Here is a 24,677-nt window from a genome sequence, read left to right on the forward strand (position 1 = left end):
AAAAATCCCCGTATTCGGTTTTCCGAACACGACCGACGTGCCATTTCACGGCCGAAATGACCAGATGCGCAGAGCGCTAAAAGGAGGGTGTTCGACAATCCGAATGGGCACTTTCACGGTCCACTGGCAGAACCGAAGCGCAGGTTTTTTTTCGACATACGGTTGAGACAAAATGTGTCTCGGCGGGAAATTGCGTAAAGCAGCGTTTCAAACGATCAATGGACGCTCCGGAAGCCAGGTCAGCGTAACGGGTCTGCATGTGCCCGCACTGACCTGGATCTTCCGATGCTGTCGCTCCTGACCCGGCCCTCATCGGGGGTACTCCCTGTACCCCTAGGCCACTCCGAACCTGAATCGATCAAAGCAGCCCGGCCCCCTGGTCATGTGCAGCCCCTCATCGGCGCCGCGCATCATGGAAGCCGCAAGCTTGAAGGCTGCAGGCTTCCATCTGATTACAAACGACGACCGCTGGTCAGTACCAGTTCGGGTCACGCTTGAGCTGCTCCTTGAGCAACTGCTGCATGCCTTCGTCCGGTTTACCCAGCCAGCGGTAATCAGCATGCCGCGTTGGCGACTTGTCCGAAGGCAGGCCTTCGGGCACTTCGACCAACATTGCGTAGGCATCGTCCTTGTCCCAGCTGAACGCTACGATCAAACGCTTGTACTTGCAGTTGGTCTCGGACTCGCAGAGCGGCCCGACCATGTACTTGTCACCGTCCTCGGTGACGGCGGACATCTGCTCATTCGAACTGCCGCTGAGGTTGATCACCCATTCGGGCAACCGCTCCTCTCCTTTGATCGCCTTCTGCCAAGCCTGCCGATACTGCTCGTCAGACCCTAGCAGCTGGCCCACTCGCATCTGACCGTCATTACCTGCCAGCGCCCCGGTCGCACCGCCCAGCAGCAGGGCGGTGGCCAGGACATTGCGGAGCATCTGTTTCATCGACGTCCGCGTCCGAAGAAGAAGGAGGCGACGAACAGCACCAGGAACACGATGAACAGGATCTTGGCGATACCGGTCGCGGCGCCGGCGATACCACCGAAGCCCAGCACTGCGGCGACGATAGCGATGATCAGGAATGTGATAGCCCAGCTCAGCATGGTGTTTCTCCTTTCTTTTCGGGATTCTTTCCAGGGTTGAATCGGTGTGCCGTCAGAACACCCAGCGCTCTTGTGGAACGATGCGCTCGACCGTGGCCGGCGAGGCATTGGTCGCCGGCAGCGGTTGAGCGGCTCGAACCAAGGTGTTGGCGTGGGTGGTGCGAAGTTGCGCCAGCAGCGCTGTTTGCGCAGCCACCTGATCGGCCAGACGTGCGGTCTGCACGCTGTGGTAGAACAGGCCGGCAGCCAGGGTCAGTACCAGAGCCACAACCAGATACACCATCGGGTGTACGGACAACGCGGCGACCTGCGAACGATTGACGGATTGGCGATTCATGCCGGCGACTCCTGCAAATGTTGTTATCCAACTCTTGCAGTAGGTATTGCAGCCTGCATGCCAGGTTTTTAATCAAATAAAAAACCTTATGAATCAATGAGTTAACAAATAAATCAAAACCACTGGGGAACGTATCCTGCACGATGACGTCGTCCAGCCCGTGCGTTTTGCACGATCACCCCTCGACCTTGCTGGCGACCTTCAAGAGATCGGCGTCGACCCCACGAACGCCCAGGATCTGCCCGGCGATCTGCACCGCGATGGACTTCTGTTCATTACTCACCACTTCACCGGACAAGCGCACCATGCCGTCCTGGCTCGCCACCTTTATATTCGGGCCGTCCAGGTTGCGACTGAAGCGCAAGCTGCTTTGCACCTTGTCGATGATCCAGGCATCGCTGGGCTGCGGCCCGCTCGGCGCGGTCACTGGCTTGTCGCGGGCCAGCGCCATGGCGGCCGAGTCCAGGCTGATCAGGTTATTGACCAGATACACACCCTCGGTCGTTCGGGCGATCACCCCGGCCTGTTCCTTGGCCTCGACGTTGTCCACTCGCCCACGCATGGTCACCACGCCCTCGCGGCTCTCGACCTCGATCGACGCCTTCTCGGTTACCCGGCTCCACAACAGCCGAGCGCGAATGACGGAGGTGAGGGTGGCGTCTTCCAGGCGCTGGGCATAGGCCCGCAATTCCAGCGGTCGCTCGGCCAGTTGCGGATTGACCTGTAGCTGGTTGTTCACTCGCTCGATACCCCGGGTAGCCAGGGCCACGCGCTCTGCCAGATCACGCTCGACCGGATTTTCCACTTCGCCACTAAGGCGGGCCTGGGCGCCCTCGACCTGGACTTCGATGCGGAACGGGTTGAGCAGTTTGTTAAGGGACACCGCTGTCTGCACCGCGCCCTCCAGGCGAGCGTCCTGTACGGAATCGGCAAAGGCGGGGACCGCTGCCAACAACAGGCTGGCGGCCAGGACGGTATGACGCGAGAACAAAGACATTGGGCTTCTCCTTTATTCGTGACAAATCCCACGCTCATCGCAACCTGCATGCCAGGCTGAAAAAGCGTAAAAAACCTAACTATTTCAATTGGTTAACCAATAACCTAGGCAACAGCTAGCATGCATAGGGCGTAATCCTTCAGAATCGACCATGCAACTTGCCCGATTTTTCCGACACTAACCCAGATCATTCCCACAGGAGCGCAGGAAAAATGGAATCAGCCCAGGATAACCAAGGCCGCATTCTGCTGGTGGACGACGAGTCCGCGATCCTGCGTACCTTCCGTTACTGCCTCGAAGACGAGGGCTACAACGTCGCCACGGCCAACAGTGCTGCCCAGGCAGAGACACTGCTGCAGCGCCAGGTGTTCGATCTGTGCTTCCTCGACCTGCGCCTGGGTGAAGACAATGGCCTGGATGTGCTGGCGCAAATGCGTATCCAGGCGCCATGGATGCGGGTCGTCATCGTCACCGCACACTCGGCGATCGACACCGCGGTGGACGCCATCCAGGCTGGCGCCGCCGATTACCTGGTCAAGCCCTGCAGCCCCGATCAACTGCGCTTGGCCACCGCCAAGCAGTTGGAGGTGCGGCAGTTGTCGGCTCGACTGGAAGCGCTCGAAGGCGAAGTGCGCAAACCCAAGGACGGCCTGGATTCGCACAGTCCACAAATGATGGCGGTGCTGGAAACCGCACGGCAGGTGGCCACCACTGATGCCAACATTCTTATCCTCGGCGAGTCGGGTACCGGCAAGGGCGAGTTGGCCCGCGCCATCCACGGCTGGAGCAAACGCGCACGCAAGGCCTGCGTCACCATCAACTGCCCGTCGCTCAACGCCGAGCTGATGGAGAGCGAACTGTTCGGTCACACCCGCGGGGCCTTTACCGGCGCCAGCGAGAGCACCCTTGGACGGGTCAACCAGGCCGATGGCGGCACCTTGTTCCTGGACGAGATCGGCGACTTCCCGCTGACCCTGCAACCCAAGCTGCTGCGCTTCATTCAGGACAAGGAATACGAGCGGGTGGGCGATCCGGTCACCCGTCGCGCCGATGTGCGCATCCTGGCGGCAACCAACCTCAACCTCGAGGAAATGGTGCGCGAGAGTCGCTTCCGCGAAGACCTGCTGTACCGCCTCAACGTCATCACGTTGCACCTGCCGCCCCTGCGCGAGCGCAGCGAAGACATCCTCACCCTGGCCGACCGTTTCCTGGCGCGCTTCGTCAAGGAATACTCGCGTCCGGCCCGCGGCTTCAGCGACGAAGCCCGCTCGGCACTGCTCAATTACCGCTGGCCCGGCAACATCCGCGAACTGCGCAACGTGATCGAACGCGCCAGCATCATCTGCCCGCAGGAGCGCGTGGAAATCACCCACCTGGGCATGGGCGAGCAACCCACCGGCAACGCCCCACGGGTCGGCGCAGCCCTGAGCCTGGACGAGCTGGAACGCGCGCACATCGGTGCAGTGCTGGCCGCCAGCGACACCCTCGACCAAGCCGCCAAGACGCTCGGCATCGACGCCTCGACGCTGTACCGCAAACGCAAGCAGTACAACCTGTGAAATGGCACATGAAGCTGCGCACGCGGCTGTTCCTCAGCCTTTCGGCGCTGGTGACCGTCGCGCTGCTGGGCCTGGCACTGGGGCTGATCAGCGTGCTGCAGATGGCCTCGGTGCAGCAGCAGATGGTGCGCGAGACCAATCACACCCTGGAAATCGGCCTGAAGCTGCGGCAGAACCTGGGTGAGCAGCTAACGCTGATCCTCGACCCGCAGACCGATCCGAAAAGCCTGACCCACCTGCAGGACAGCTTCAGCACGCTGTTGGCGAACGGTCTGGAACAGGGCGGCGAGCGCACGGGCTTTGGCAAGGCGCAGAGCCACTACCCAAGCTTTCTCCGGGCCTACCGCGACAGCCCAGAGCCGTGGCGCAGCATGGGCCTGGATAACCCACTGGGCGCCGCCTTCAACCAGGTGCGCAACGACCTGATCGACTCGCATCGCCAGGCCCTGGAGCAGATCGCCCGCAGTGAAGAGCACACCCGCGAGCGCGCATTGCTGGTCAGCGGAGTGCTCGGCCTGATGGGGCTGACGGTGGTGGTGCTGGGCTTCGTCACCGCGCACAACCTGGCGCGTCGCTTCGGCCAGCCGATCGAGGCGCTGGCCAAGGCCGCCGACCAGGTCGGCCAGGGCAACTTCGAGGTGACCCTGCCAATCACTCAAGCCAATGAGCTCAGCCTGCTGACACGCCGCTTCGGCCTGATGGCCGATGCCCTGCGCAAGCACCAGGCCACTAATGTCGACGAACTGCTGGCCGGGCAGCAGCGCTTGCAGGCAGTGCTCGACAGCATCGACGACGGCCTGCTGATCATTGATCGCCAGGGCCGTCTGGAGCACCTCAACCCGGTCGCTCAGCGCCAGTTGGGCTGGGACGCTTCGCGGGTCGGCAGCAGCCTGGCCGAAGCACTCAATCGACCTGAGCTGGAGCAGCAGATACGCCAGGTCCTGCGCGGCGGCAGCCTGGACCGTGCGCCGGAAGACCTGAGCATCGAGATCGACGAAGAAACCCGGCTGCTGACCTTCAGCCTGACCCCGGTCAGCCACCCTCAAGGACCGATCCTGGGTGCAGTGATGGTGCTGCACGACGTCACCGAGCAGCGCGCCTTCGAGCGCGTGCGCAGCGAGTTCGTCCTGCGCGCCTCACATGAGTTGCGCACACCGGTCACCGGCATGCACATGGCCTTCGGCCTGCTGCGCGAACGGGTCAAGTTCCCACCCGAGGCCCGCGAGCACGATCTGCTCGACACCATCGGCGAAGAAATGCAGCGCCTGACCCAACTGATCAACGACCTGCTCAACTTCTCCCGCTACCAGAATGGCTTGCAGAAGCTGGAGCTGGCGCCCTGCGCCATCGACGAACTGCTCGAGCGGGCGCAGGCGCGCTTCGCCGAATCGGCCGCAGACAAACAGATCGAGCTGGTCAGCGAGCTCGAGCAACCCTTGCCGCGCATCCAGGCCGACGCCGCGCAACTGGACCGGGTGCTGGACAACCTGTTGCACAACGCCATCCGCCACACCGCCAGCGGCGGTCACATCCGCCTGCATGCACGGCGACATGCCGAGCGCGTCATCGTCAGTGTCGAGGACGATGGCGAGGGCATCGCCTACGGCCAACAGGGACGGATTTTCGAACCGTTCGTGCAGGTCGGGCGCAAGAAAGGTGGCGCCGGCCTGGGCCTAGCGCTGTGCAAAGAGATCGTGCAACTGCATGGCGGGCGCATGGGCGTGTTCTCACGGCCAGGGCAGGGCACGCAGTTCTACATGGCGCTGCCGGTCTGAGGACGAGCGCAGGCTGGCCGTTCAGGGCTTGGCCTTGCGCCAGCGCGGCTGCACTCGACGCCCGAGGCCGATCGAGTCGATCAGCTCCCGGGCGCTCAGCGGATGGGCGAACAACCATCCTTGTCCATGCTTGACCCCCTCCAGGGTCAGCAACGCCGCCTGCGCTTCCGACTCGATCCCTTCGGCGATCACCCGCAAGTGCAGGTCATGGGCCATGCGGATGATGTGCGGGGCGATGGCACCATTGGTCGTGTCCTGGCCGAGCACCTCGATGAAGGCCTTGTCGATCTTCAGGCCATCCACCGGCAAGGCCTGCAAGTACGACAGGCTGCAATAGCCGGTGCCGAAGTCGTCGATCAGGATCTGGTGACCCGCTGCGCGCAGGGCCTGCAAGGTATCGCGCGCAGCGACCACATCGACCAGGCTGCGCTCGGTGACTTCGAACGCAAGTTGCTGCGCGGGCACACGGTGCTGGGCCAGTAGCCGCGCGGCGACATGACCGATGCGCGGCAGCATGACGTCGCAGGCGGCGAGGTTGATCGAAATGTACAAATGACGATGAGCCCGCAGCAGCGGGCTCAGTTGCTCCAGCACACGCTGCAGCACGAAGTCGGTGATCTGCTGGATCTGTCCGGTGTCCTCAGCCAGCGGAATGAACAGCTCGGGGCTGGTCAGGCTGCCGTCCGCACGCCGCCAGCGCACCAGCGCTTCGGCGCCCACACAGCGGCGGCTGTCGAGCTCGAAGATCGGCTGGTACAGCACTTGTAACTCACCGCGCCGCAAGGCCTTGCGCAGCTTCGCGCCCAATGAGCGGCGGCGACGAATCAGGCGCAGCGTCAGCCATCCCAGCAGGCTGGCCAACAGCAGGCTGGCGCCGATCATCAGCCACAGCAACGTGTCGCCCGGCAGGGGCAGGCTCTGCCGGGGCACGATGAGCACGAGTTGATAGTCGGGAAACTGGGTGGGCATGCGGTAAATCAGGCGATCGCTCAGTTCGAGCAGGGCCTTGGGCGAGGGCGGTGGCCAGTCGGGCGTCGGAGGCCAGGGCTGCGGCGGGCCCAGGACCGGGATGGCGCGCCGGCCGCCATCGAGCACCACCAGCAGGCTGCCGCCCTGCGGCAGGTCCACCGCGTCAGCCAGGTGTCCGCGCGAGGTCGAGACCAGGAACGAACCTCGCCCCAGCACCAGCGCGGCGAGGTTGTCGTTGGGTTCGGCTGAGGTATTGAGCCAATAGCTGTAGGTGGGACCATGGATATCGGGGGCGCGATCAGGCCGGATGACCTGGCCGCCACCTCGGCTTGAGCACGCGACGGCTCCGTCGAGATAGACCGCTTCGTAGACGAAGCGATAGTTCAACCCCACCTCACGCAGGGCCTGGCGCATGGGCGCATCGCATTGGCGGCTGGCGACCGCCTGCAAATGATCGACGCCCTCGCGCAACTGCCCGAAGATTTGCTCAAGGCGCTCCAGGAAGCGCTCGCCGCGCGCGTTCATCTGCGCGCTTTCATGCTGCCTGGCTTGTTGCACCGACACACCGACGCTGGCCGCCAGCAGCACACTGGCGCTGGCCAGCGCCACCAGTACCGCCTGCAACCAGGGACTGCTGATAATTTGACGCACGGTGGCGATGAACAAGGGCATGCGCGGCATCCAGTTGAATAACCAAGGTATAGCAACTGGATGGTGAATTGGCTCGTGACGATTTAGCCTGCCGGCTCAACGCTGGGTATTGAGCACCTGCAGCATCGCGGCTGTCTGCGCATCGGGCGTGCCGTCGAACAACTGCGGGCGGAAACGCATCTGGAAGGCGCCGATCACGTGGCGGGTGGCGATATCCAGCTCGCCGGTCTGCTCGATGGCGTAGCCAAACCGTGCCAACTGCTGCTGATACCACAGCGCACTGGGCGGGTTGGCTTCGAAATACACTCGCTGACGTGCCACCGCATTGGCATTCGGCCAGATGCCGAGCCCGGCATCGGCCAGGCGCTTCCAAGGGAACATCGGCCCTGGGTCGAGCTTGCGCAGCGGCGCGATGTCGCTGTGACCGATGATGTTGCGCGGTGCGATGCCATTGCGCTGAACGATGTCCTTGACCAGGGCGATCACGGCCTGGATCTGCGCTTCGCTGTACGGGTGCCAGACACGCCCGGTCGGCGTGTCGGTGTAGCCAGGGTTGACGATCTCGATGCCGATGGAGCTGGAGTTGAGCCAAGTGCGGCCCTGCCACTGGCTTTCGCCGGCATGCCAGGCGCGGCGGTTTTCATCCACCAACTGATAGACCGTGGCATTGCCATCGCCAACCAGGTAATGACTGCTGACCTCACCGTGGGTGAGTAGCGCCAGAGAGCGCTCCAGCGAAGCATTGGTGTAATGCAGGACGACGAACTGGATGCGGCTGTCCTGGTTGGCCGAGGGGTGGCTGCGGTCGATGCGCAGGCCACTGGAGCAGCCGGTGAGGAGCACGAGGAACAGAGTGGTGATCAGGGTTTTCATTGGCGGGGCACGTCATCAGGGCAGTCAGCGATACAGTATAACGAGCTGCTGGCGATTACCCAGTCAGGAAAACCTTGGATCTGACGGTCAGCCCAGCTCGATCCGATTGCGGCCCTGGCTCTTGGCACGGTACAGCGCCTCGTCCGCACGCTTGAGTGCCTGCTCGCCGCGTTCGCCCGAGCGCAGCGCAGTAAGGCCGATGGAGGTGGTGACCACAACGCGCTCGCCCTTGAAATGGAACGGGCAGGCCGCGACCGCCGCACGCAAGCCCTCGACCACCTGCAACGCCGCCTCCGGCGCGCTCTGCGGCAGCAGCAGAACGAACTCCTCGCCGCCGAAGCGGGCGATGAAGTCACGCCCGCGCAGGCGTTTGCGCAGTTGATCGGCGACGATCTTCAGTACCTTGTCGCCTGCCAAGTGGCCGTAGCCATCGTTGATGCGCTTGAAGTGGTCGAGATCGAGGATGGCCATGGCCAGGTGCCCGCCCTCGGCCTGCCAGTGGCCGACTTCGCGCTCGACCTGCTCGGCCCAGGCGGCGCGGTTGGGCAATCCGGTGAGCGGATCGAGCAGGGCCTTCTGCCGCTGCTCTTCGAGGTGCTCGCGATAGCCGAGCGCCTCCTGCTCCATGCTGCTGACGCGCTCGGCCAAGCCCTGCAAGCGCACGGCCAGGGCCTGCTCGCGGCGGTCGCGTTCGTGCTGGTGCTGATCGAGGGTGACCAGCAGGCCCTCCAGGCGGCTGTCCAGCAACTGCTTGAGGCTGTCCATGTCGACTGCACCCTGCACGCTGCTTTGCAGGCCGTCGACCTGCTCGCGCAGTTGGTCGTCCAGTTGGCGCGCGGCGCTGCTGTTGTCGGCGTGCCCTGCGCTAGCCTCCTGCAAATGGCTCTGGAAGCTTTCCAGGCGCTCGTTGATCTGTTGCAGATAGCGCTCGAACTCGTGCTGGCCGCTGTCGTTGATCGCCAGCATCAGCACCGCCAGATCGTCCAGCACGGGAATCAGCTCGTACCAGTTCAGCCCGCGGGCAACCCGCTCGCGCATCTCCAGGGCTTGGGCCTGATGCCGCTCTGGCAGGCTGAGGTCGTCGAGCAGGCCAAGCAGGGTGTGCTCGATATGCTCGGCAACCTGGCTGTAGGGCGGCTCCGCGGCATCGGGCAGGGCGTAGGTGGCGTCTTCATCGAGCGCACCTTCGGCCAGCGGGGTGGTGGCGGACGTATCCTCCTCAAGCGGCGTCTCAGGGGTCGCCAGTGTCTCGACAGGCGCCCAGGGCGCAACGACCTCGACGGATTCGGGTTCGCCCTGAGGCTCGGCACTGACAACAGGCTCGGCCGCTGCGACCGACGGCGGCAGAGGCTGATCGGGGTGGAGCACGGCAGGCGCTTGCGCAGGCGATTCGACACGCGCTTCGGCCAAGGACTCAGACTCGGCACGGGCGGGCTTGGCCTCGACAACAGGCGGCATCGGCTGCGGCGGGACGGGCGCCTCAGGCTCAAGGATGGGTTCGGCAACGGGCTGGCTGGCGGGTTCGGGCTCAGGGTCCGAGCGCGACGCGATCACCGCTTCGGCAGGCGGTCGCAGCGTTTGCGCCTGCGGCTCTGCGGGCTCGGCTGCAGCGCTCTCGTCCCGGCCACCGAACAGGCGTTGGAACAGGCCAGGGCGGCTGTCCTCGCCGGCCTTGCGCAGTGACGACAGCGCCTGAGCCTGCAAGCCGCTGAGCTCGCCGAGCAGCGGCGGCAATTCACGCGACTGGCTGACGCCGCCATCGAGCTTCTTGGCCAGCTTTTTCAGCGGCCGGGACACATCGCCGGGGAGTTCCAAGCCCTGCAACTGGGTAACCAGCGAGGTCAGCGCATCGCTGACCTGGTTCATGCGGGTTTCGCGCCGCTGTTCGGACTCCAGTACCGCCGTTTCCAGGCGCGGGATCAGGCCGGCGAGCCCGGCGTCCATGCTGTCGCCGCGGATCACCTCGCGCATTTCCTTCATGCACTGGTCGACCACCTTGTCGCTGCCCTCGGCAGCCAGGGTGCTGCGTACCAGGCCACGGCGCAGCAGGTCCAGGCGGGCTTCCCAGCGCCGCTCCAGCTTCTCCTGCTGCTCGAGGCTCTTGAGGTACTTTTCTTTCCAGCGCTCGGCTTCGTCGGTCATGCCTGGGTCCGCAACGGTGATGGCATCGGGGAAGGGTAACTACTGGATGTCGGCGAGAAGCGCCAAGTCTTGAGCGCTTCAGCGCACTGCCGGCAGGGTATCGGGCGTCAGGGCAGCGGGCAAACGGATCTCCACGGCCACGGGCAGGTGATCGGAGATGGGCTGGGACAGCACCTCGACCCGTTCCAGGGTCAGGCTCGGACTGAGCAGGATGTGGTCCAGGCAGCGTTGCGGGCGCCAGCTGGGGAAGGTGGCCTCGACCTGCGGCGCGATCAGGCCGAGGTCGCGCAGTGGCGAGCGCTCGAGCAGGTCGTTGGCATGGGTGTTCATGTCGCCCATGAGAATCTGGTGGCGATAGCCGCCGATCAGCTCACGGATGTAGGCCAGTTGCAACGCACGGGTCTTGGCGCCCAGCGCCAGGTGCATCATCACCACGATCAGCGCGTCCTCACCCTCGCCGAAGCGCACCAGAATGGCGCCACGACCGGCTGGGCCGGGCAGGGGGTGGTCTTCCAGATGCTGGGGGCGCAGGCGGCTGAGTACGCCGTTGCTGTGCTGGGCGAAACGCCCGAGGTTGCGGTTGAGCTGCTGATACCAATAGGGGAATGCCCCGAGCTGGGCCAGGTGCTCGACCTGGTTGATGTAGCCCGAGCGCAGGCTGCCACCGTCCGCTTCCTGCAGGGCCACCAGGTCGAAATCGCCGAGCAGCTCGCCGATTTTCTGCAGGTTGCCGGCCCGACCGTTGTGCGGCAGCAGGTGCTGCCAACTGCGGGTCAGGTAATGACGATAGCGCTCGGTGCTGATGCCGACCTGGATGTTGAAGCTCAGCAGCCGCAGGCGACCATCTTCCGGCAGGCCGGGGGCCTGCAGGTGATGCTCGTTGACCCGCGGCTGGTGCAGGCCGACGCTTCGCGTTTGACGCAAACGGGCCATGGTGACGCCGCCTACTTGGCGGCGCGCTCCTTGGCGATCAGCTGGTCAGCAACGTTCAGCACGCCTTCCGGCCCGCCGGCGGTGCCCAGGTCGAAGCGGTACTTGCCGTCGACGACCATGCTCGGTACGCCGGTGATTTCGTACTTCTTCGCCAGTTCCTTGGCCTGGTTGACCTGGCCCTTGATGGCGAAGGAGTTGAAGGTGGCGAGGAACTTGTCCTTGTCCACGCCCTGGGTGGCGAGGAAATCGGCCATGTCCTTCGGATCGGTCAGGCGCTTGCGTTGGTTCTGGATGGCGTCGAAGACGGCAGCGTGAACCTTCTGCTCGACGCCCATGGCTTCAAGGGTCAGGAACATCTGGCCGTGGGCGTCCCAAGGGCCGCCGAACATGGCCGGAACGCGCTTGAAGTGGACGTCCTTGGGCAGCTTCTCGACCCAGGGATTGAGGGTCGGTTCGAAGTGGTAGCAGTGCGGGCAGCCGTACCAGAACAGCTCGACGACTTCGATCTTGCCAGGCTCGGACACCGGCACCGGTTGGCTCAGCTCGATATATTCCTTGCCTGCCACTGGCTCGGCGGCCTGGACGGCGGTCATACCGAAGACGCTGGCGGCGACCAGCGCAGTGCTGAGAATCAGTTTACGCATGCTTTACTCCTGGGCGATCTGTGGTCGCCTCGACGCGACCTGTGCTCAGACAGGCCACGACGGGCTCGAGTTCTGTAGTGTAACGGCTGAGCGCGCAAAAAAGGCAGCCAGCACTCAGCCTGGCCATCGGTCGGATGTCCGCGCCGACCGATATTCCACGACACCGCATTAACCGAGCGTTAACGCCGTGCCTCAGTGCAGCCCTTGAATGTAGCTGGCCAGCGCCTCGATGTCCTTGTTGCTCAGCTTGCCGGCGATGGTGCGCATGGTCATGGCATCACCGTCGTTGCTGCGGTTGCCTTCACGGAAGTCGGTGAGCTGCTTGGACACATACTGGGCATGCTGGCCACTCAGGTGCGGGAAGCCGGCCAGGGCGATGCCTTCGCCATTGGGCGAGTGACAACCGGTGCAGGCTGGCATGCCCTTGTCCAGGTCGCCGCCATTGAACAGCGCGCGGCCGCGCTCGACCAGCTTCGGATCGGCGGCGCCGACGCTGCCTTTCTGGCTGGCGAAATAGGCGGCGATGTCGGCCAGGTCCTGATCGTTCAGGCCGGCGAGCATGCCGGTCATCTCCAGCACCTGGCGTTTACCGGACTGGATATCGTGCAATTGCTTTTCGAGATAGCGCTGGCCCTGGCCGGCCAGTTTCGGGAAGTTCGGCGCCAGGCTGTTGCCGTCGGGGTTGTGGCAGGCACCGCAGACCGCAGTCTTGGCCTGGCCGGCGGCGGCATCGCCCTTGATGGGCTCGGCGGCAACGGCCGCAGCTGCGACGCCCATGGTCAACAGCAGACTCACGACTAGTTTGTTCATCAGCTCATCCAACACGGCTAAGGGTGAAATGTTATGTATCGGGACTGCCGCTCATCCAAAGGATGACCGACCGGTAGTCCTCGGTACTGCAGTCCATGCACAATCCACGCGACGGCATAGCCTTGAAACCCTGAGCAACGTGCGTCAACGGCCCGCTCACAACCTGCGCCAGCCCAGGCTCCCTCGACGCTGTCTGCCCTGCAGAGGGCCGATGACGGCGATGCCGCGTGACCCTGCGCATCGCTGCGGTTGGTCACGCCTCGGGATCCTGTGTAGCCTGTGCGCTGAAAACGGTGGAACCTACCGCTCGCCAGCAGCCGTTTCGCCATGCGCAACGACCTGACAGGGTTGGGGGCCGCGCTGCGTTCTGATGCGCAAGCTGGTGTTCGGCACCCCATGCCCGCTCTCCTACGTTGGGAGAATGAGCACACAAAAACTGGGGCATTATATACGTGCTCCCCGTAAACGGAAATGTGGCCTGGATCAGGCAACACGCACTTCGGATAACCCATGCAACTCAAAAACCCCATCCTTGGCCTCTGCCAGAAGGCCAAATTCGCCCTTAGCGCCGCCAAGGTCGAACAATGCCCGCAAGACCTGGGCTACGAGGTGGCGTTCGCCGGGCGCTCCAACGCCGGCAAGTCCAGCGCCCTCAACACCCTGACCCACGCCAGTCTGGCGCGCACCTCCAAGACGCCAGGGCGCACCCAACTGCTCAACTTCTTCAGCCTCGACGACGAGCGCCGCCTGGTCGACCTGCCGGGCTATGGCTACGCCAAGGTGCCGATTCCGCTCAAGCAGCACTGGCAGCGGCACCTGGAGGCCTATCTGGGCGGGCGCGAGTGCCTGCGTGGGGTGATCCTGTTGATGGATGTGCGCCATCCGATGACCGACTTCGACAAGATGATGCTCGACTGGGCCAAGGCCAGCGGCATGCCCATGCACATCCTGCTGACCAAAGCCGACAAGCTCACCCACGGTGCGGCCAAGAACACCTTGCTCAAGGTCCAGGCGGAGATTCGCAAGGGCTGGGGCGATGCGGCCTCCATCCAGCTGTTTTCGGCGCCCAAGCGCCAGGGCCTGGAAGAGGCATACCGGGTGCTGGCGGACTGGATGGAGCTGGAAGACAAGCCGGCGGCGTGAGGTGCCTGTTTGCCCGCAGTGATCGACGCCGAATGGCAAATTGCGGGCAAAAAAAACCCCGGACTTCATATGGGGAGGGGGAAGTTCGGGGTTCAAGTCCGGACCGCTAGGGCGGGATCCAGATATCTGCCAACACTTAACACAACATAGGAGCATCGAACGGCTTCACCAGCCATTCAGGTACTCTGAGTTGCACTTCACGGGTTTAGTTCCTGAGCCCGGAAAACTAATTGCACAGGTTTCATCTTTCGCACTGTAGCGGCCTGCGCGCTCACGCCGCAGACCGCCAGCGCTCGCCTCAGTGGGCTTCGTCCCAGTTGGCGCCGACACCGACCTCGACCAGCAACGGCACGTCCAGTTTAGCCGCGTTGCTCATGTGCGGACGAATCTCGTTGCGCACCTGCTCCACCAGGTCCTCGCGCACCTCCAGCACCAGTTCGTCGTGCACCTGCAGGATCACCCGCGCATCCAGGCCGCTGTCGGCCAGCCAATGATCGACGTTGACCATGGCCCGCTTGATGATGTCGGCGGCGGTCCCTTGCATCGGCGCGTTGATCGCCGTGCGCTCGGCACCACGGCGCAGGGCCGGGTTCTTGGCGTTGATGTCCGGCAGGTACAGACGGCGGCCGAAGAAGGTCTCGACGAACCCCTGCTCGGCCGCCTGGGCACGGGTGCGCTCCATGTAGGCCAGCACGCCGGGGTACTGGGCGAAATAGCGGTCGATGTAATCCTGCGCCTGCTTGCGATCGACGCCGATCTGCTTGGCCAGACCGAACGCGCTCATGCCGTAGATCAACCCGAAGTTGATGGCCTTGGCGCTGCGTCGTTGATCGTGGGTGACCGCCTCCAGTGCCACGCCGAACACTTCGGCGGCGGTGGCCCGGTGCACGTCCAGGTCATTGCGGAAAGCGTGCAGCAGACCTTCGTCCTTGGCCAGGTGGGCCATGATACGCAGCTCGATCTGCGAGTAGTCCGCCGCCAGCAGCTTGTAGCCCGGACTGGCGACGAAGGCCTGGCGGATGCGCCGGCCCTCGAGGGTACGCACCGGGATGTTCTGCAGGTTCGGGTCGCTGGAGGACAGTCGCCCGGTGGCGGCCACGGCCTGCTGGTACGAGGTATGGATGCGCCCGGTGCGCGGGTTGATCTGTTCGGGCAGTTTGTCGGTGTAGGTGCTCTTGAGCTTGCTCAGGGAGCGGTACTCCATCAGCACGGTCGGCAGTGGATAACCTTCGGCGGCCAGGTCGGCGAGCACCGCCTCGGCGGTGGAGGCCTGACCCTTGGCGGTCTTGCTCAGCACCGGCATGCCCAGCTTGTCGTACAGAATCACCCCCAATTGCTTGGGCGAGCCGAGGTTGAACGGCTCGCCCGCCAACTCGTACGCCTGGCGCTCGAGCTCGGCCATCTTCACCCCCAGCTCGCCGCTTTGCACCTTGAGCAAGGCGGCGTCGACCAGCGCGCCTTGGCGCTCAATCTTGGCCAGCACCGGCACCAGCGGCATCTCGATGTCCATGAGTACCGGCTGCAGGCTCGGCGTACGCGCCAGGCGGGCTTGCAGCGCCAAGTGCAGCCGCAAGGTGATGTCAGCGTCCTCGGCCGCGTAGGGGCCTGCCTTGTCCAGGTGGATCTGGTTGAAGGTCAACTGCTTGGCGCCGCGTCCGGCGATGTCCTCGAACGCGATGGTGCGGTGGTCGAGGTACTTCTGGGCCAGGCTGTCCATGTCATGGCGAGTGGCGGTGGAGTCCAGCACGTAGGACTCGAGCATGGTGTCGTAGGCCACACCACGCACCTCGATCGGCTGGCTGCAATTGGCCAGGATGTTGATGTCGTACTTGGCGTTCTGCCCGACCTTGGCCTTGGCCGGGTCTTCCAGCAGCGGCTTGAGCGCCAGCAGCACCGCATCACGGTCCAACTGCTGCGGCGCGCCCTCGTAGTCGTGGGCCAGCGGCACATAGGCGGCCTCGTGGGGCTCGACCGCGAACGACACGCCGACCAGCTCGGCCCGCTGCGCGTCCAGCCCGGTGGTCTCGGTGTCGAAGGCGAACAGCGGTGCCTGACGCAGCTTGTCGAGCCAGACGTCGAAGCGCGCCTGATCGAGGACGGTTTCGTACCTGGCCTCAACCTTGGCTGCCGGCGCCTCCACCGGCTCGATCGAAGCGCCTTCGCGGGCGGCGTCGCGCTGCACGTCGGCGATCCAGCTCTTGAACTCCATTTCCGTGTACAGCGCCAGCAAGGCCTCGCGGTCAGGCTCGCCGCAGACCAGCGCGTCCACGGCGATGTCCAGCTCGACATCGATCTTGATGGTGGCCAGTTCGTAAGAGAGGAAGGCCGCATCACGGTGCTCTTCGAGCTTGGCCGGCAAGCTCTTGGCGCCGCGAATGGCCAGGCTCGGCACCTTGTCGAGGTTCTCGTACAGCTCGCGCAGGCCACCACCGATGCCGGTCAGCAAGCCCACCGCGGTTTTTTCGCCAACGCCGGGGACACCGGGGATGTTGTCGACCTTGTCGCCCATCAGGGCGAGGAAGTCGATGATGTGTTCAGGCCCCACGCCGAATTTTTCGTGTACGCCGGCGACATCCAGCACGCTGCCGGTCATGGTGTTGACCAGCGTGATGTGGCCGTCCACCAGTTGCGCCATGTCCTTGTCGCCGGTGGAGATGATCACCGGGCGCCCGGCCGCCGCGCTGCTGCGCGCCAGGGTGCCGATCACGTCGTCGGCCTCGACGCCCTCGACGCACAGCAGTGGGTATCCAAGCGCCCGCACGCTGGCGTGCAGCGGCTCGACCTGCACCCGCAGGTCGTCGGGCATGCTCGGGCGGTTGGCCTTGTATTCGGCGAACATGGCGTCACGGAAGGTGCCGCCCTTGGCGTCGAAGACCACCGCGAACAGCGCGTCGGGGTACTGCCGGCGCAGGCTCTTGAGCATGTTCAGCACGCCCTTGACCGCGCCGGTCGGCATGCCCTTGGAGGTGGTCAGCGGCGGCAGGGCGTGGAAGGCGCGGTAGAGGTAGGACGAACCGTCCACCAGGACGAGGGGCGCTTGGCTCATGAGAGGAATCAACCTTTTCGACGGGTCCGGCGCTAGAATAGCCGGATCAGTGACGACAAAAGGACTTAGGTTATCATGCGCACACCCATTCGCCTGTTACTGCTCAGCCTGCTGGCCATCACCCCGGTCCTGGCACTGGCGGCGGACGAGGCCCCATCGGCCGATCCCGATGTAACCATTCGCACGGAAGGCGATCGCACCATTCAGGAGTACCGTCAAAACGGATTCCTTTATGCGATCAAGGTCACGCCGAAACACGGCAAGCCATATTTCCTGGTACGCGCCGATGGCTCCGACGGCAACTTCATTCGATCCGACCAGCCGGACATGCTGATTCCGTCCTGGAAAATCTTCGAATGGTGAGGTAGTCACCCGTACCGTTCTCATCAACCCGGCACTTCCCAGTTGGAAGTGCCTGCATGGGCAGCTTTTCAACATGTCAGTCTTCACCCCCGTGTCCCGGCCCGAGCTGGAAACCTTTCTGGCGCCGTATGAGCTGGGCCGCCTGCTGGACTTCCAGGGCATCGCCGCCGGAACCGAAAACAGCAACTTCTTCGTCAGCCTGGAAAAGGGGGAGTTCGTCCTGACGCTCATCGAGCGCGGGCCGGCCGAGGACCTGCCGTTCTTCATCGATTTGCTCGATGTGCTGCACGACGCCGACATGCCGGTTCCCTACGCCGTGCGCGACCGCGACGGCCACGGTCTGCGCCAGTTGTGCGGCAAGCCGGCGCTGTTGCAACCGCGACTGTCGGGCAAGCATGTGAAAGCCCCGAACAACCAACACTGCGCGCAAGTGGGCGAACTGCTAGCGCACATTCACCTGGCCACCCGCGAGCGCATCATCGAACGCCGCACCGACCGGGGGCTGGACTGGATGCTCAGCGCCGGCGCCGAGCTGCTGCCGGGCCTGGACGCCGAGCAGAGCGGGTTGCTGCGTAGCGCCTTGCAGGAAATCGAAGCGCACAAGGCGCAGATTCTCGCACTGCCCAGGGCCAACCTGCACGCCGACCTGTTCCGCGACAACGTGATGTTCGAAGGCACTCACTTGAGCGGCCTGATCGACTTCTACAACGCCTGTTCCGGGCCGATGCTCTATGACATCGCCATTACCCTGAACGACTGGTGCCTGGACGCCGACGGCGGTATCGACCTGCCGCATGCCCAGGCGCTGCTCGGCGCCTACGCTGCGCTGCGGCCCTTCACGGCGGCAGAAGCCGAGTTGTGGCCGGTGATGCTGCGCGTGGGCTGCGTGCGGTTCTGGCTGTCGCGGCTGATCGCCGCCCGTGATTTCGCCGGCATGGACGTGACCATCCATGACCCCCGCGAGTTCGAGGTCCGCCTGGCCCAGCGTCAGCATGTGGCCTTGAAGCTGCCCATCGCCTTGTGACAGGCAAGCACCTCGTCGCGGCGATGACCCGCCGCGATGAGGGCGCCCCTTTGGGATCAGAGCGTCAGAGGCTCTCCAAACACCCCGCCAAATCCCCTCCGAGCTTCTCCAGCAAGCGCTCATAGCCCGTGCCGTCCACCGGGTCGGTCCCGCCCAAGGCGTCGAGCTCGGCCAACTTCACCGGCAATCCAGCCACCAAGGTTTCGGCCAGACGCGGACGAATGGGCGGCTCGCTGAACACACAAGTCGGCCCCACCGCCTGCAAACGCGTGCGCATGGCCGCCACATGCTGCGCCCCCGGCTGCACCTCGGCGGCGACGCTGAACACGCCCGTGTGGCGCAGGCCGTACTCGGCCTCGAAATAGTCGAAGGCTTCGTGGAACACGAAGTAAGGCTTGCCCGCGATACCCGCGACCCGCGTCTTGATCCGCTGGTCCAGCGCGTCCAGCCGCTCGGCGAAGGCTTTCTGGTTGGCCTGGTAGCGCGCAGCGTTGGCCGGGTCGGCCGCCGCCAGGTCGCTGGCCATCTTCGCCGCGATCACCCGCGCGTTGATCGACGACAGCCACAGGTGCGCGTCGAGCGAGCCGGGGCGGTGGTCATGGTCGTGATCGTCTTGGTCTTGCTCGTGGGAATGGCTGTCCTCGCCGAAGTGGCGCAGCTTCATGCCCGGCAGCGACTGCACCGCCACGGTAGGCTTGCTGCGGTTCTTCAACACCCGCGGCAGGAAGCTCTCCATGTCCGGTCCGATCCAGTACAGCAGGTCGGCATCGCCGACCTTGCGCACATCGGAGGGGCGCAGCGCGTAGTTGTGCGGCGACGCCCCAGGCGGCAGCAGTACGTCAGGGCGGCCAACGCCATCCTGAACCGCTGCAGCGATCTGCTGCAGGGGTTTGATACTGGTGAGCACCCGCACGTCTGCGTGGGCGGAAAAAGCGATGAAAGCGACAAAAAGGGCAAGGAATCGGGACACGGTGAATACTCGACTCGTCAGAAACAGGTAACATAATAACGTCTCCGCCGATAATCGTCGCCGCCCATGTCTATCACCCCGCTGGCCAACCGTCCCCACGATCATTCCCGTTGCGTGCACAGCGCCTTGAGCGAAGCCGACACGCTGTGCGCGCGCCAGGGGCTGCGCCTCACCGCGCTGCGCCGGCGCGTGCTCGAACTGGTGTGGCAAAGCCACAAGCCGCTGGGTGCCTACGACATCCTCGCCGTGCTCAGCGAGCAGGACGGCCGCCGCGCCGCGCCGCCGACGGTGTACCGCGCGCTGGACTTTCTCCTGGAAAACGGCCTGGTGCACCGCATCGCTTCGCTCAACGCCTTCATCGGCTGCAGCCATCCCGAACACAAGCATCAGGGACAATTCCTGATCTGCCGCGCCTGCCACGTGGCCATCGAGCTGGAGCAGGACAGCATCAGCGATGCCATCGTCGCCAGCGCCAAGGCGGTAAATTTCACCGTCGAGACGCAGACCGTCGAAGTGGTCGGGCTGTGCGCCAACTGTCGGAGCGCCGCATGAGCGACGCGCTGATCCGCCTGGAGCAGGTCGGCGTGAGCTTTGCCGGCGAAGCGGTGCTCGACAGCATCGACCTGGCGGTCGCACCCGGCCAGATCGTCACCCTGATCGGCCCCAACGGCGCCGGCAAGACCACCCTGGTGCGTGCCGTGCTCGGCCTGCTCAAGCCGCACCGTGGCACGGTCTGGCGCAAGCCGCGCCTGCGTATCGGCTACATGCCGCAGAAAATCCAGGTCGATGCCACGCTGCCGCTGTCGGTGCTGCGCTTCCTGCGCCTGGTACCCGGCGTGGACCGCGCCCGGGCGCTGGCGGCGTTGCGCGAGGTGGGCGCTGAACAGGTCATCGACAGCCCGATCCAGACCGTCTCCGGCGGCGAGATGCAGCGCGTGCTGCTGGCCCGCGCACTGCTGCGCGAGCCCGAGTTGCTGGTGCTCGACGAACCAGTGCAGGGCGTCGATGTGGTCGGCCAGGGCGAGCTGTACAACCTCATCACCCGCCTGCGCGACCGCTACGGCTGCGGTGTGCTGATGGTCTCCCACGACTTGCACCTGGTGATGAGCACCACCGACCAGGTGGTCTGCCTGAATCGCCATGTGTGCTGCTCGGGCCACCCAGAGCAGGTCAGCGGCGACCCGGCGTTCGTCGAGCTGTTCGGCCAGACGGCGCCGAGCCTGGCGGTCTATCACCATCATCACGATCACAGCCACGACCTGCATGGAGCCGTGATCGCCCCCGGCGCCCATGTCCACGGAGAGCACTGCAAGCATGGCTGATTTTCTTCTCTACGCCTTGCTTGCCGGATTGTCCCTGGCGCTGGTCGCCGGCCCGCTGGGCTCCTTCGTGGTCTGGCGGCGCATGGCCTATTTCGGCGACACCCTGTCCCATGCGGCGTTACTGGGCGTGGCCCTGGGCCTGGCCCTGGACGTCAGCCCGACCCTGGCGGTGACCATCGGCTGCCTGCTGCTGGCGATCCTGCTGGTAACCCTGCAGCAGCGCCAGCCGCTGGCGTCGGACACCCTGCTCGGCATTCTCGCCCCCAGCACCTTGTCGCTGGGTTTGGTGGTCTTGAGCTTCATGCACGATGTGCGCATCGACCTGATGGCCTATCTGTTCGGCGACCTGCTGGCCATCAGCAGCACCGACCTGGCCTGGATCCTCGGCGGCAGTGTGTTGGTGCTGGCCTTGCTGGCCGCGCTCTGGCGCCCCCTGCTGGCGGTCACCGTGCACGAGGAACTGGCGCGGGTCGAAGGCTTGCCAGTGGCGGGGCTGCGCCTGACGCTGATGCTGCTGATCGCGGTGGTGATCGCGGTGGCGATGAAAATCGTCGGTGTACTGCTGATTACCTCGCTGCTGATCATTCCCGCCGCCGCGGCACAACGTCACGCCCGCTCGCCCGAACAGATGGCGTTGGGCGCCAGCCTGCTGGGCGTGGCCGCGGTCTGTGGCGGCCTGGCGATGTCCTGGTTCAAGGACACCCCGGCCGGTCCGTCAATCGTGGTCTGCGCGGCGGTGCTATTCTTGCTGAGCCTGGCACTGCCCAAGCGCTGACACCTGAAGGTCGCACCGTGCAACCTTTACCTGGGTAAAGGGTCAGTAAGACGTGTTTTCGAGCGTGCACACCTGGGTGTAGACTTGCTCGCTTTTTGCGCAAATAGAGAGTCGCAGGAATGAAGCCGTTCGCCTCCCGTTATCTGCTTGTTGCCGTCTTTTCGCTGTTCCTTGCCGCCTGCTCCTCAGCGCCGGTCGAACCGCCCGCCGCCCCGGAACAGCCCGACGCCTGGCAGCAGTTGCAACAGAACATCGCCAGCAACGAGCTGGCCACCGCCGAAGATCAACTCGCCACGCTGCAAGCGCAGTCGCCGGACGACGCCCGCGTCGAGCAGTATCATCGCCAGTTGGCCGAAGCCTACCTGCAACGCAGCCAGATCGTGTTGCAGAAGGGCGACGTCAACGCCGCTGCCACCGCGCTGGCCCGAGCGCGTGCCTTGATGCCACAGGCGCCGGCTCTGACCGGCGGCGAAGCCGTGGCACAGGCCCGCCAGGCCGAGCTGGACAAGGCCGAGGCCGCACTCAAGGCTGCCGAGTCCAAACCCCAGGCTCGGGTCATCGATCCGGCAGCACCGAGCACCGTAATTGCGTTGAAAACCACGGACATCGCGGCCATGCGCCGGCAACTGGACGACATTGCCGCCGACGTGGTGAATTATCACTGCGAAGTGGTCTTCCAAGTACCGCGCACCCAGGACGCGCCTTGGCTGAAGACGCTGCTGCAAAAGCGCGTCAGCAAGCTCGATGCCAGCTTCCCGCTGAAACAGAAGCATGAAATCCAGCGCGCCTTGCCGGCCCAAGTGGTGCTGGTCCCGCATCAAAACTGAACAAACGAAAAGGGCCGCAATGCGGCCCTTTCGCTACAGCGCAGCGTTACCTGTCAGGCTGGAATGGCCTCGGCGGCCGCTTCTCGCTCCCACACCCGATGAGCCTCGACCGCCTTGACGAAGGCCTCCACGGTCTTCTGGTCGTCGCCCAGCAGCAGCCCCTTGTCGGTCTTCAGACCCAGCGCATCGAGCAGCGCCTTGCCCTGCGGCGCCACGCCAATGGCCTTCAAGTGCTTGTAGCCTTCGAGCAGGAAGTGCTTGGCGACGCCACTGGCGCCCAGGGCATCGAGCGAGGCCTTGCCGTCCGGCACCAGAATGCCGTCGAACATCACCGACGGCATGCCCTCCATCGACGCATCCACCGGCAGCGCCTTGCCTTCGGCCGTTTTCACCGGTGCCGAAGTCGGCCCCAGCAGCATCGGCCGCGCGCTGTGCGCCTCGAGCGCCTTGACCAGCGTGTCGACGCTGGCACCGTCCACGCCGTTGGCGATCAGCAGGGCAATCTTGCGGCCCTTGATGCCAACCGTGCCGGGATGGTTCATCTGGCTCAGGGCAGGGGAGGTCTTGAGCTTGGACTGAGGCGCCTTGACGGTGCCCGCCTTGGGCGCCGGCAAGCCCAGGTTCTCGGCCACCGCCGCCGCCAGGTCGAGATCGATGTTGGCCAGAATCTCATTCACCTGCCGCTCGCGGATGTACTCGCGCTCGACCTTGCCCAGCTCGAAGCTATAGGCCTTGATGATGTGCTGCTGTTCGTTCGGGCTCATGCTCTTGAAGAACAGGCGGGCCTGGGAGAAGTGATCGCTGAACGACTCGCTGCGCTCGCGGATCTTGTGCGCGTCGACGCGTTCTTGATAGCTCTCGAAACCGCCATCCTGAGGCCCGGCAGGCGTCTCTTTCGGCCAGCCGCCGTCGATCGAGTTCGGCTCGTAGGACGCGCGCCCTTTATGGATGGTCTGGCGGTGCATGGCATCGCGCTGATTGTTGTGGTTCGGCGCCACGGGGCGGTTGATCGGGATCTCGTGGAAGTTCGGCCCGCCCAGGCGGCTGATCTGGGTATCGGTGTACGAGAACAGGCGCCCCTGCAGCAGCGGGTCATTGGTGAAGTCGATGCCCGGCACGATATGCCCTGGGCAGAACGCCACTTGCTCGATCTCGGCGAAATAGTTGTCGGGGTTGCGGTTGAGCACCATCTTGCCCAGCGGCGTCACCGGCACCAGTTCTTCGGGGATGAGCTTGGTCGGATCGAGCAGGTCGAAGTCGAACTTGTGCTCATCGGCTTCCGGCACGATCTGCACGCCCAGCTCCCACTCGGGGTAGTCGCCGGTCTCGATGGCTTCGGACAGGTCGCGGCGGTGGTAATCGGTGTCCTTGCCAGCCAGTTTCTGCGCCTCGTCCCACAATACCGAGTGAACACCCTGACGCGGCTTCCAGTGGAATTTGACGAAGCTGGCCACGCCTTCGGCGTTGATCAGGCGGAAGGTGTGCACACCGAAGCCTTCCATCATCCGCAAGCTGCGCGGAATGGCACGGTCGGACATAGCCCAGATGACCATGTGCGCCGACTCCGGCACCAACGAAACAAAATCCCAGAAGGTGTCATGGGCCGAGCCACCGGTTGGAATCTCGTTGTGCGGCTCGGGTTTGACCGCATGCACGAAGTCGGGAAACTTGATCGCATCCTGGATGAAGAACACCGGCATGTTGTTGCCGACCAGGTCGAAGTTGCCTTCATCGGTGTAGAACTTCACGGCGAAACCGCGCACATCGCGCACCGTGTCCCCCGAGCCGCGCGGGCCTTGCACGGTGGAGAAGCGCACGAACACCGGGGTGACTTTCTCCGGGTCTTGCAGGAAACCGGCCTTGGTCAGTGCGCTGTGGTTGCCGTAGCTCTGGAAATAACCGTGGGCGCCGGTGCCGCGGGCGTGCACGATGCGCTCAGGGATGCGCTCATGGTCGAAGTGGGTAATCTTCTCGCGCATGATGAAGTCTTCAAGCAGCGAAGGCCCGCGCGCACCTGCCTTGAGCGTGTTCTGGTTGTCGGCGATGCGTACGCCCTGGTTGGTCCGCAGCGCCTGGCCGGTGGCATCGCTGCGCGCCTGCTCGAGGTTCTGCAGCTTGGTGTTGGTGTTGGCGCGGTCAGGGGTCTGGGTGCCAGCCAGTTCGCTCTGCTTGGGCGCGTCGGTCCTGTTGCTCGACATCTTGGCTCTCCTCATCAGTCTTCAGGCTGCCCATCGGGGGCTTGTTCAGGTAGTGACTGGAGGGGTTGACCATGCGTTCCATCGGGTTTACCGACCGTCGCGTTATGCCCAGGCGATTGGTCGAAGACGAAATAAATGCTAAGAACCGCCAGGGGAAAAGGCTAAAATGCGCGACCCCAGCTCACCGCTGACCCTAAATTCCATGCGCCCCACAAGGT

At 64.4% G+C, this 24,677-nt stretch carries 22 protein-coding genes and 1 pseudogene; 9 read left to right on the forward strand and 14 right to left on the reverse strand.

What is annotated here, in order from left to right; translation table 11 throughout:
* Positions 1-472: 472 nt before the first annotated feature.
* The 4 genes from Q6A47_RS03155 to Q6A47_RS03170 all read right to left on the reverse strand — a co-directional run bounded on the left by Q6A47_RS03155 (position 473) and on the right by Q6A47_RS03170 (position 2,435).
* Positions 473-934 carry an inhibitor of vertebrate lysozyme family protein gene (locus Q6A47_RS03155; protein WP_369811412.1) on the reverse strand — a complete coding sequence of 154 codons (462 nt, stop codon included), beginning with the start codon at positions 932-934 and terminating at the stop codon, positions 473-475.
* Positions 935-939: 5 nt separating this feature from the next.
* Positions 940-1,101, reverse strand: a complete 162-nt coding sequence (locus tag Q6A47_RS03160) for a DUF1328 domain-containing protein (RefSeq protein ID WP_023532363.1) — start codon at positions 1,099-1,101, stop codon at positions 940-942.
* 52 nt (positions 1,102-1,153) lie between these two features.
* Positions 1,154-1,438, reverse strand: a complete 285-nt coding sequence (locus tag Q6A47_RS03165; RefSeq protein ID WP_039582031.1) for a hypothetical protein — start codon at positions 1,436-1,438, stop codon at positions 1,154-1,156.
* 175 nt (positions 1,439-1,613) lie between these two features.
* On the reverse strand, positions 1,614-2,435 hold the full coding sequence (locus Q6A47_RS03170; RefSeq protein WP_304482987.1) for a BON domain-containing protein: 822 nt from the start codon (positions 2,433-2,435) through the stop codon (positions 1,614-1,616).
* A 212-nt stretch (positions 2,436-2,647) separates the two neighbouring features.
* On the opposite strand from Q6A47_RS03170, the gene algB reads away from it, so the two are divergent.
* Positions 2,648-3,994: a sigma-54-dependent response regulator transcription factor AlgB gene (gene algB / locus Q6A47_RS03175; protein ID WP_039582036.1), complete on the forward strand. Its 1,347-nt coding sequence runs from the start codon at positions 2,648-2,650 to the stop codon at positions 3,992-3,994.
* Positions 3,991-5,769 carry a KinB sensor domain-containing domain gene (locus tag Q6A47_RS03180; protein ID WP_039582039.1) on the forward strand — a complete coding sequence of 593 codons (1,779 nt, stop codon included), beginning with the start codon at positions 3,991-3,993 and terminating at the stop codon, positions 5,767-5,769. The genes algB and Q6A47_RS03180 overlap by 4 nt, the downstream gene beginning before the upstream one ends.
* Positions 5,770-5,790: 21 nt before the next feature.
* Here Q6A47_RS03180 and Q6A47_RS03185 read toward each other — a convergent pair whose 3' ends face one another.
* From Q6A47_RS03185 to Q6A47_RS03215, 7 genes and pseudogenes are all read right to left on the reverse strand, one after another.
* On the reverse strand, positions 5,791-7,410 hold the full coding sequence (locus Q6A47_RS03185; RefSeq protein WP_304482992.1) for an EAL domain-containing protein: 1,620 nt from the start codon (positions 7,408-7,410) through the stop codon (positions 5,791-5,793).
* Between the two features lie 75 nt (positions 7,411-7,485).
* Positions 7,486-8,262, reverse strand: a complete 777-nt coding sequence (locus Q6A47_RS03190) for an N-acetylmuramoyl-L-alanine amidase (protein WP_304482994.1) — start codon at positions 8,260-8,262, stop codon at positions 7,486-7,488.
* Positions 8,263-8,349: 87 nt separating this feature from the next.
* Complete coding sequence (locus Q6A47_RS03195; RefSeq protein WP_304482995.1) at positions 8,350-10,404, reverse strand: GGDEF domain-containing protein; 2,055 nt, start codon at positions 10,402-10,404, stop codon at positions 8,350-8,352.
* A 78-nt stretch (positions 10,405-10,482) separates the two neighbouring features.
* A complete protein-coding gene (locus tag Q6A47_RS03200) occupies positions 10,483-11,337 on the reverse strand; it encodes an endonuclease/exonuclease/phosphatase family protein (RefSeq protein WP_029612508.1) in 855 nt (284 codons plus the stop codon).
* Positions 11,338-11,348: 11 nt separating this feature from the next.
* Positions 11,349-11,981, reverse strand: coding sequence for a thiol:disulfide interchange protein DsbA (dsbA, locus tag Q6A47_RS03205; protein ID WP_029612507.1), 633 nt, complete (start codon positions 11,979-11,981; stop codon positions 11,349-11,351).
* A gap of 192 nt (positions 11,982-12,173) precedes the next feature.
* Positions 12,174-12,791 (reverse strand): c-type cytochrome, encoded by a 618-nt coding sequence (locus Q6A47_RS03210; protein WP_116889887.1) that lies wholly within the window; start codon positions 12,789-12,791, stop codon positions 12,174-12,176.
* Positions 12,792-12,822: 31 nt separating this feature from the next.
* A pseudogene (locus Q6A47_RS03215) lies at positions 12,823-13,120 on the reverse strand (c-type cytochrome).
* A 181-nt stretch (positions 13,121-13,301) separates the two neighbouring features.
* On the opposite strand from Q6A47_RS03215, the gene yihA reads away from it, so the two are divergent.
* Positions 13,302-13,934 (forward strand): ribosome biogenesis GTP-binding protein YihA/YsxC, encoded by a 633-nt coding sequence (gene yihA, locus Q6A47_RS03220; RefSeq protein WP_039582049.1) that lies wholly within the window; start codon positions 13,302-13,304, stop codon positions 13,932-13,934.
* Positions 13,935-14,232: 298 nt separating this feature from the next.
* On the opposite strand, the gene polA is transcribed toward yihA, so the two are convergent.
* A complete protein-coding gene (polA, locus tag Q6A47_RS03225) occupies positions 14,233-16,980 on the reverse strand; it encodes a DNA polymerase I (RefSeq protein ID WP_304482999.1) in 2,748 nt (915 codons plus the stop codon).
* Between the two features lie 75 nt (positions 16,981-17,055).
* On the opposite strand from polA, the gene Q6A47_RS03230 reads away from it, so the two are divergent.
* The gene (locus tag Q6A47_RS03230) at positions 17,056-17,343 is read left to right on the forward strand and encodes a DUF2782 domain-containing protein (RefSeq protein WP_029612500.1); all 288 of its coding nucleotides are present in this window, start codon (positions 17,056-17,058) and stop codon (positions 17,341-17,343) included.
* Between the two features lie 73 nt (positions 17,344-17,416).
* Entirely contained in the window at positions 17,417-18,367 is a 951-nt protein-coding gene (locus tag Q6A47_RS03235) for a homoserine kinase (protein WP_304483002.1), read from the forward strand.
* 64 nt (positions 18,368-18,431) lie between these two features.
* On the opposite strand, the gene Q6A47_RS03240 is transcribed toward Q6A47_RS03235, so the two are convergent.
* Entirely contained in the window at positions 18,432-19,337 is a 906-nt protein-coding gene (locus tag Q6A47_RS03240) for a zinc ABC transporter substrate-binding protein (RefSeq protein WP_304483003.1), read from the reverse strand.
* A 66-nt stretch (positions 19,338-19,403) separates the two neighbouring features.
* Between Q6A47_RS03240 and zur the strand changes: the two genes are divergently transcribed.
* The 4 genes from zur to Q6A47_RS03260 all read left to right on the forward strand — a co-directional run bounded on the left by zur (position 19,404) and on the right by Q6A47_RS03260 (position 22,261).
* The gene (gene zur, locus Q6A47_RS03245) at positions 19,404-19,889 is read left to right on the forward strand and encodes a zinc uptake transcriptional repressor Zur (RefSeq protein WP_039582055.1); all 486 of its coding nucleotides are present in this window, start codon (positions 19,404-19,406) and stop codon (positions 19,887-19,889) included.
* On the forward strand, positions 19,886-20,659 hold the full coding sequence (gene znuC, locus Q6A47_RS03250; protein ID WP_039582057.1) for a zinc ABC transporter ATP-binding protein ZnuC: 774 nt from the start codon (positions 19,886-19,888) through the stop codon (positions 20,657-20,659). Before zur ends, znuC begins: the two co-directional genes overlap by 4 nt.
* Complete coding sequence (gene znuB, locus Q6A47_RS03255; RefSeq protein WP_039582060.1) at positions 20,652-21,434, forward strand: zinc ABC transporter permease subunit ZnuB; 783 nt, start codon at positions 20,652-20,654, stop codon at positions 21,432-21,434. The genes znuC and znuB overlap by 8 nt, the downstream gene beginning before the upstream one ends.
* A gap of 119 nt (positions 21,435-21,553) precedes the next feature.
* A complete protein-coding gene (locus tag Q6A47_RS03260; RefSeq protein WP_116889897.1) occupies positions 21,554-22,261 on the forward strand; it encodes a PA5502 family lipoprotein in 708 nt (235 codons plus the stop codon).
* A 53-nt stretch (positions 22,262-22,314) separates the two neighbouring features.
* On the opposite strand, the gene katE is transcribed toward Q6A47_RS03260, so the two are convergent.
* Positions 22,315-24,459, reverse strand: a complete 2,145-nt coding sequence (gene katE, locus Q6A47_RS03265) for a catalase HPII (protein ID WP_304483005.1) — start codon at positions 24,457-24,459, stop codon at positions 22,315-22,317.
* Positions 24,460-24,677: the final 218 nt, after the last annotated feature.

The organism is Pseudomonas boreofloridensis, assembly GCF_030580795.1.
Taxonomy (GTDB): domain Bacteria; phylum Pseudomonadota; class Gammaproteobacteria; order Pseudomonadales; family Pseudomonadaceae; genus Aquipseudomonas; species Aquipseudomonas boreofloridensis.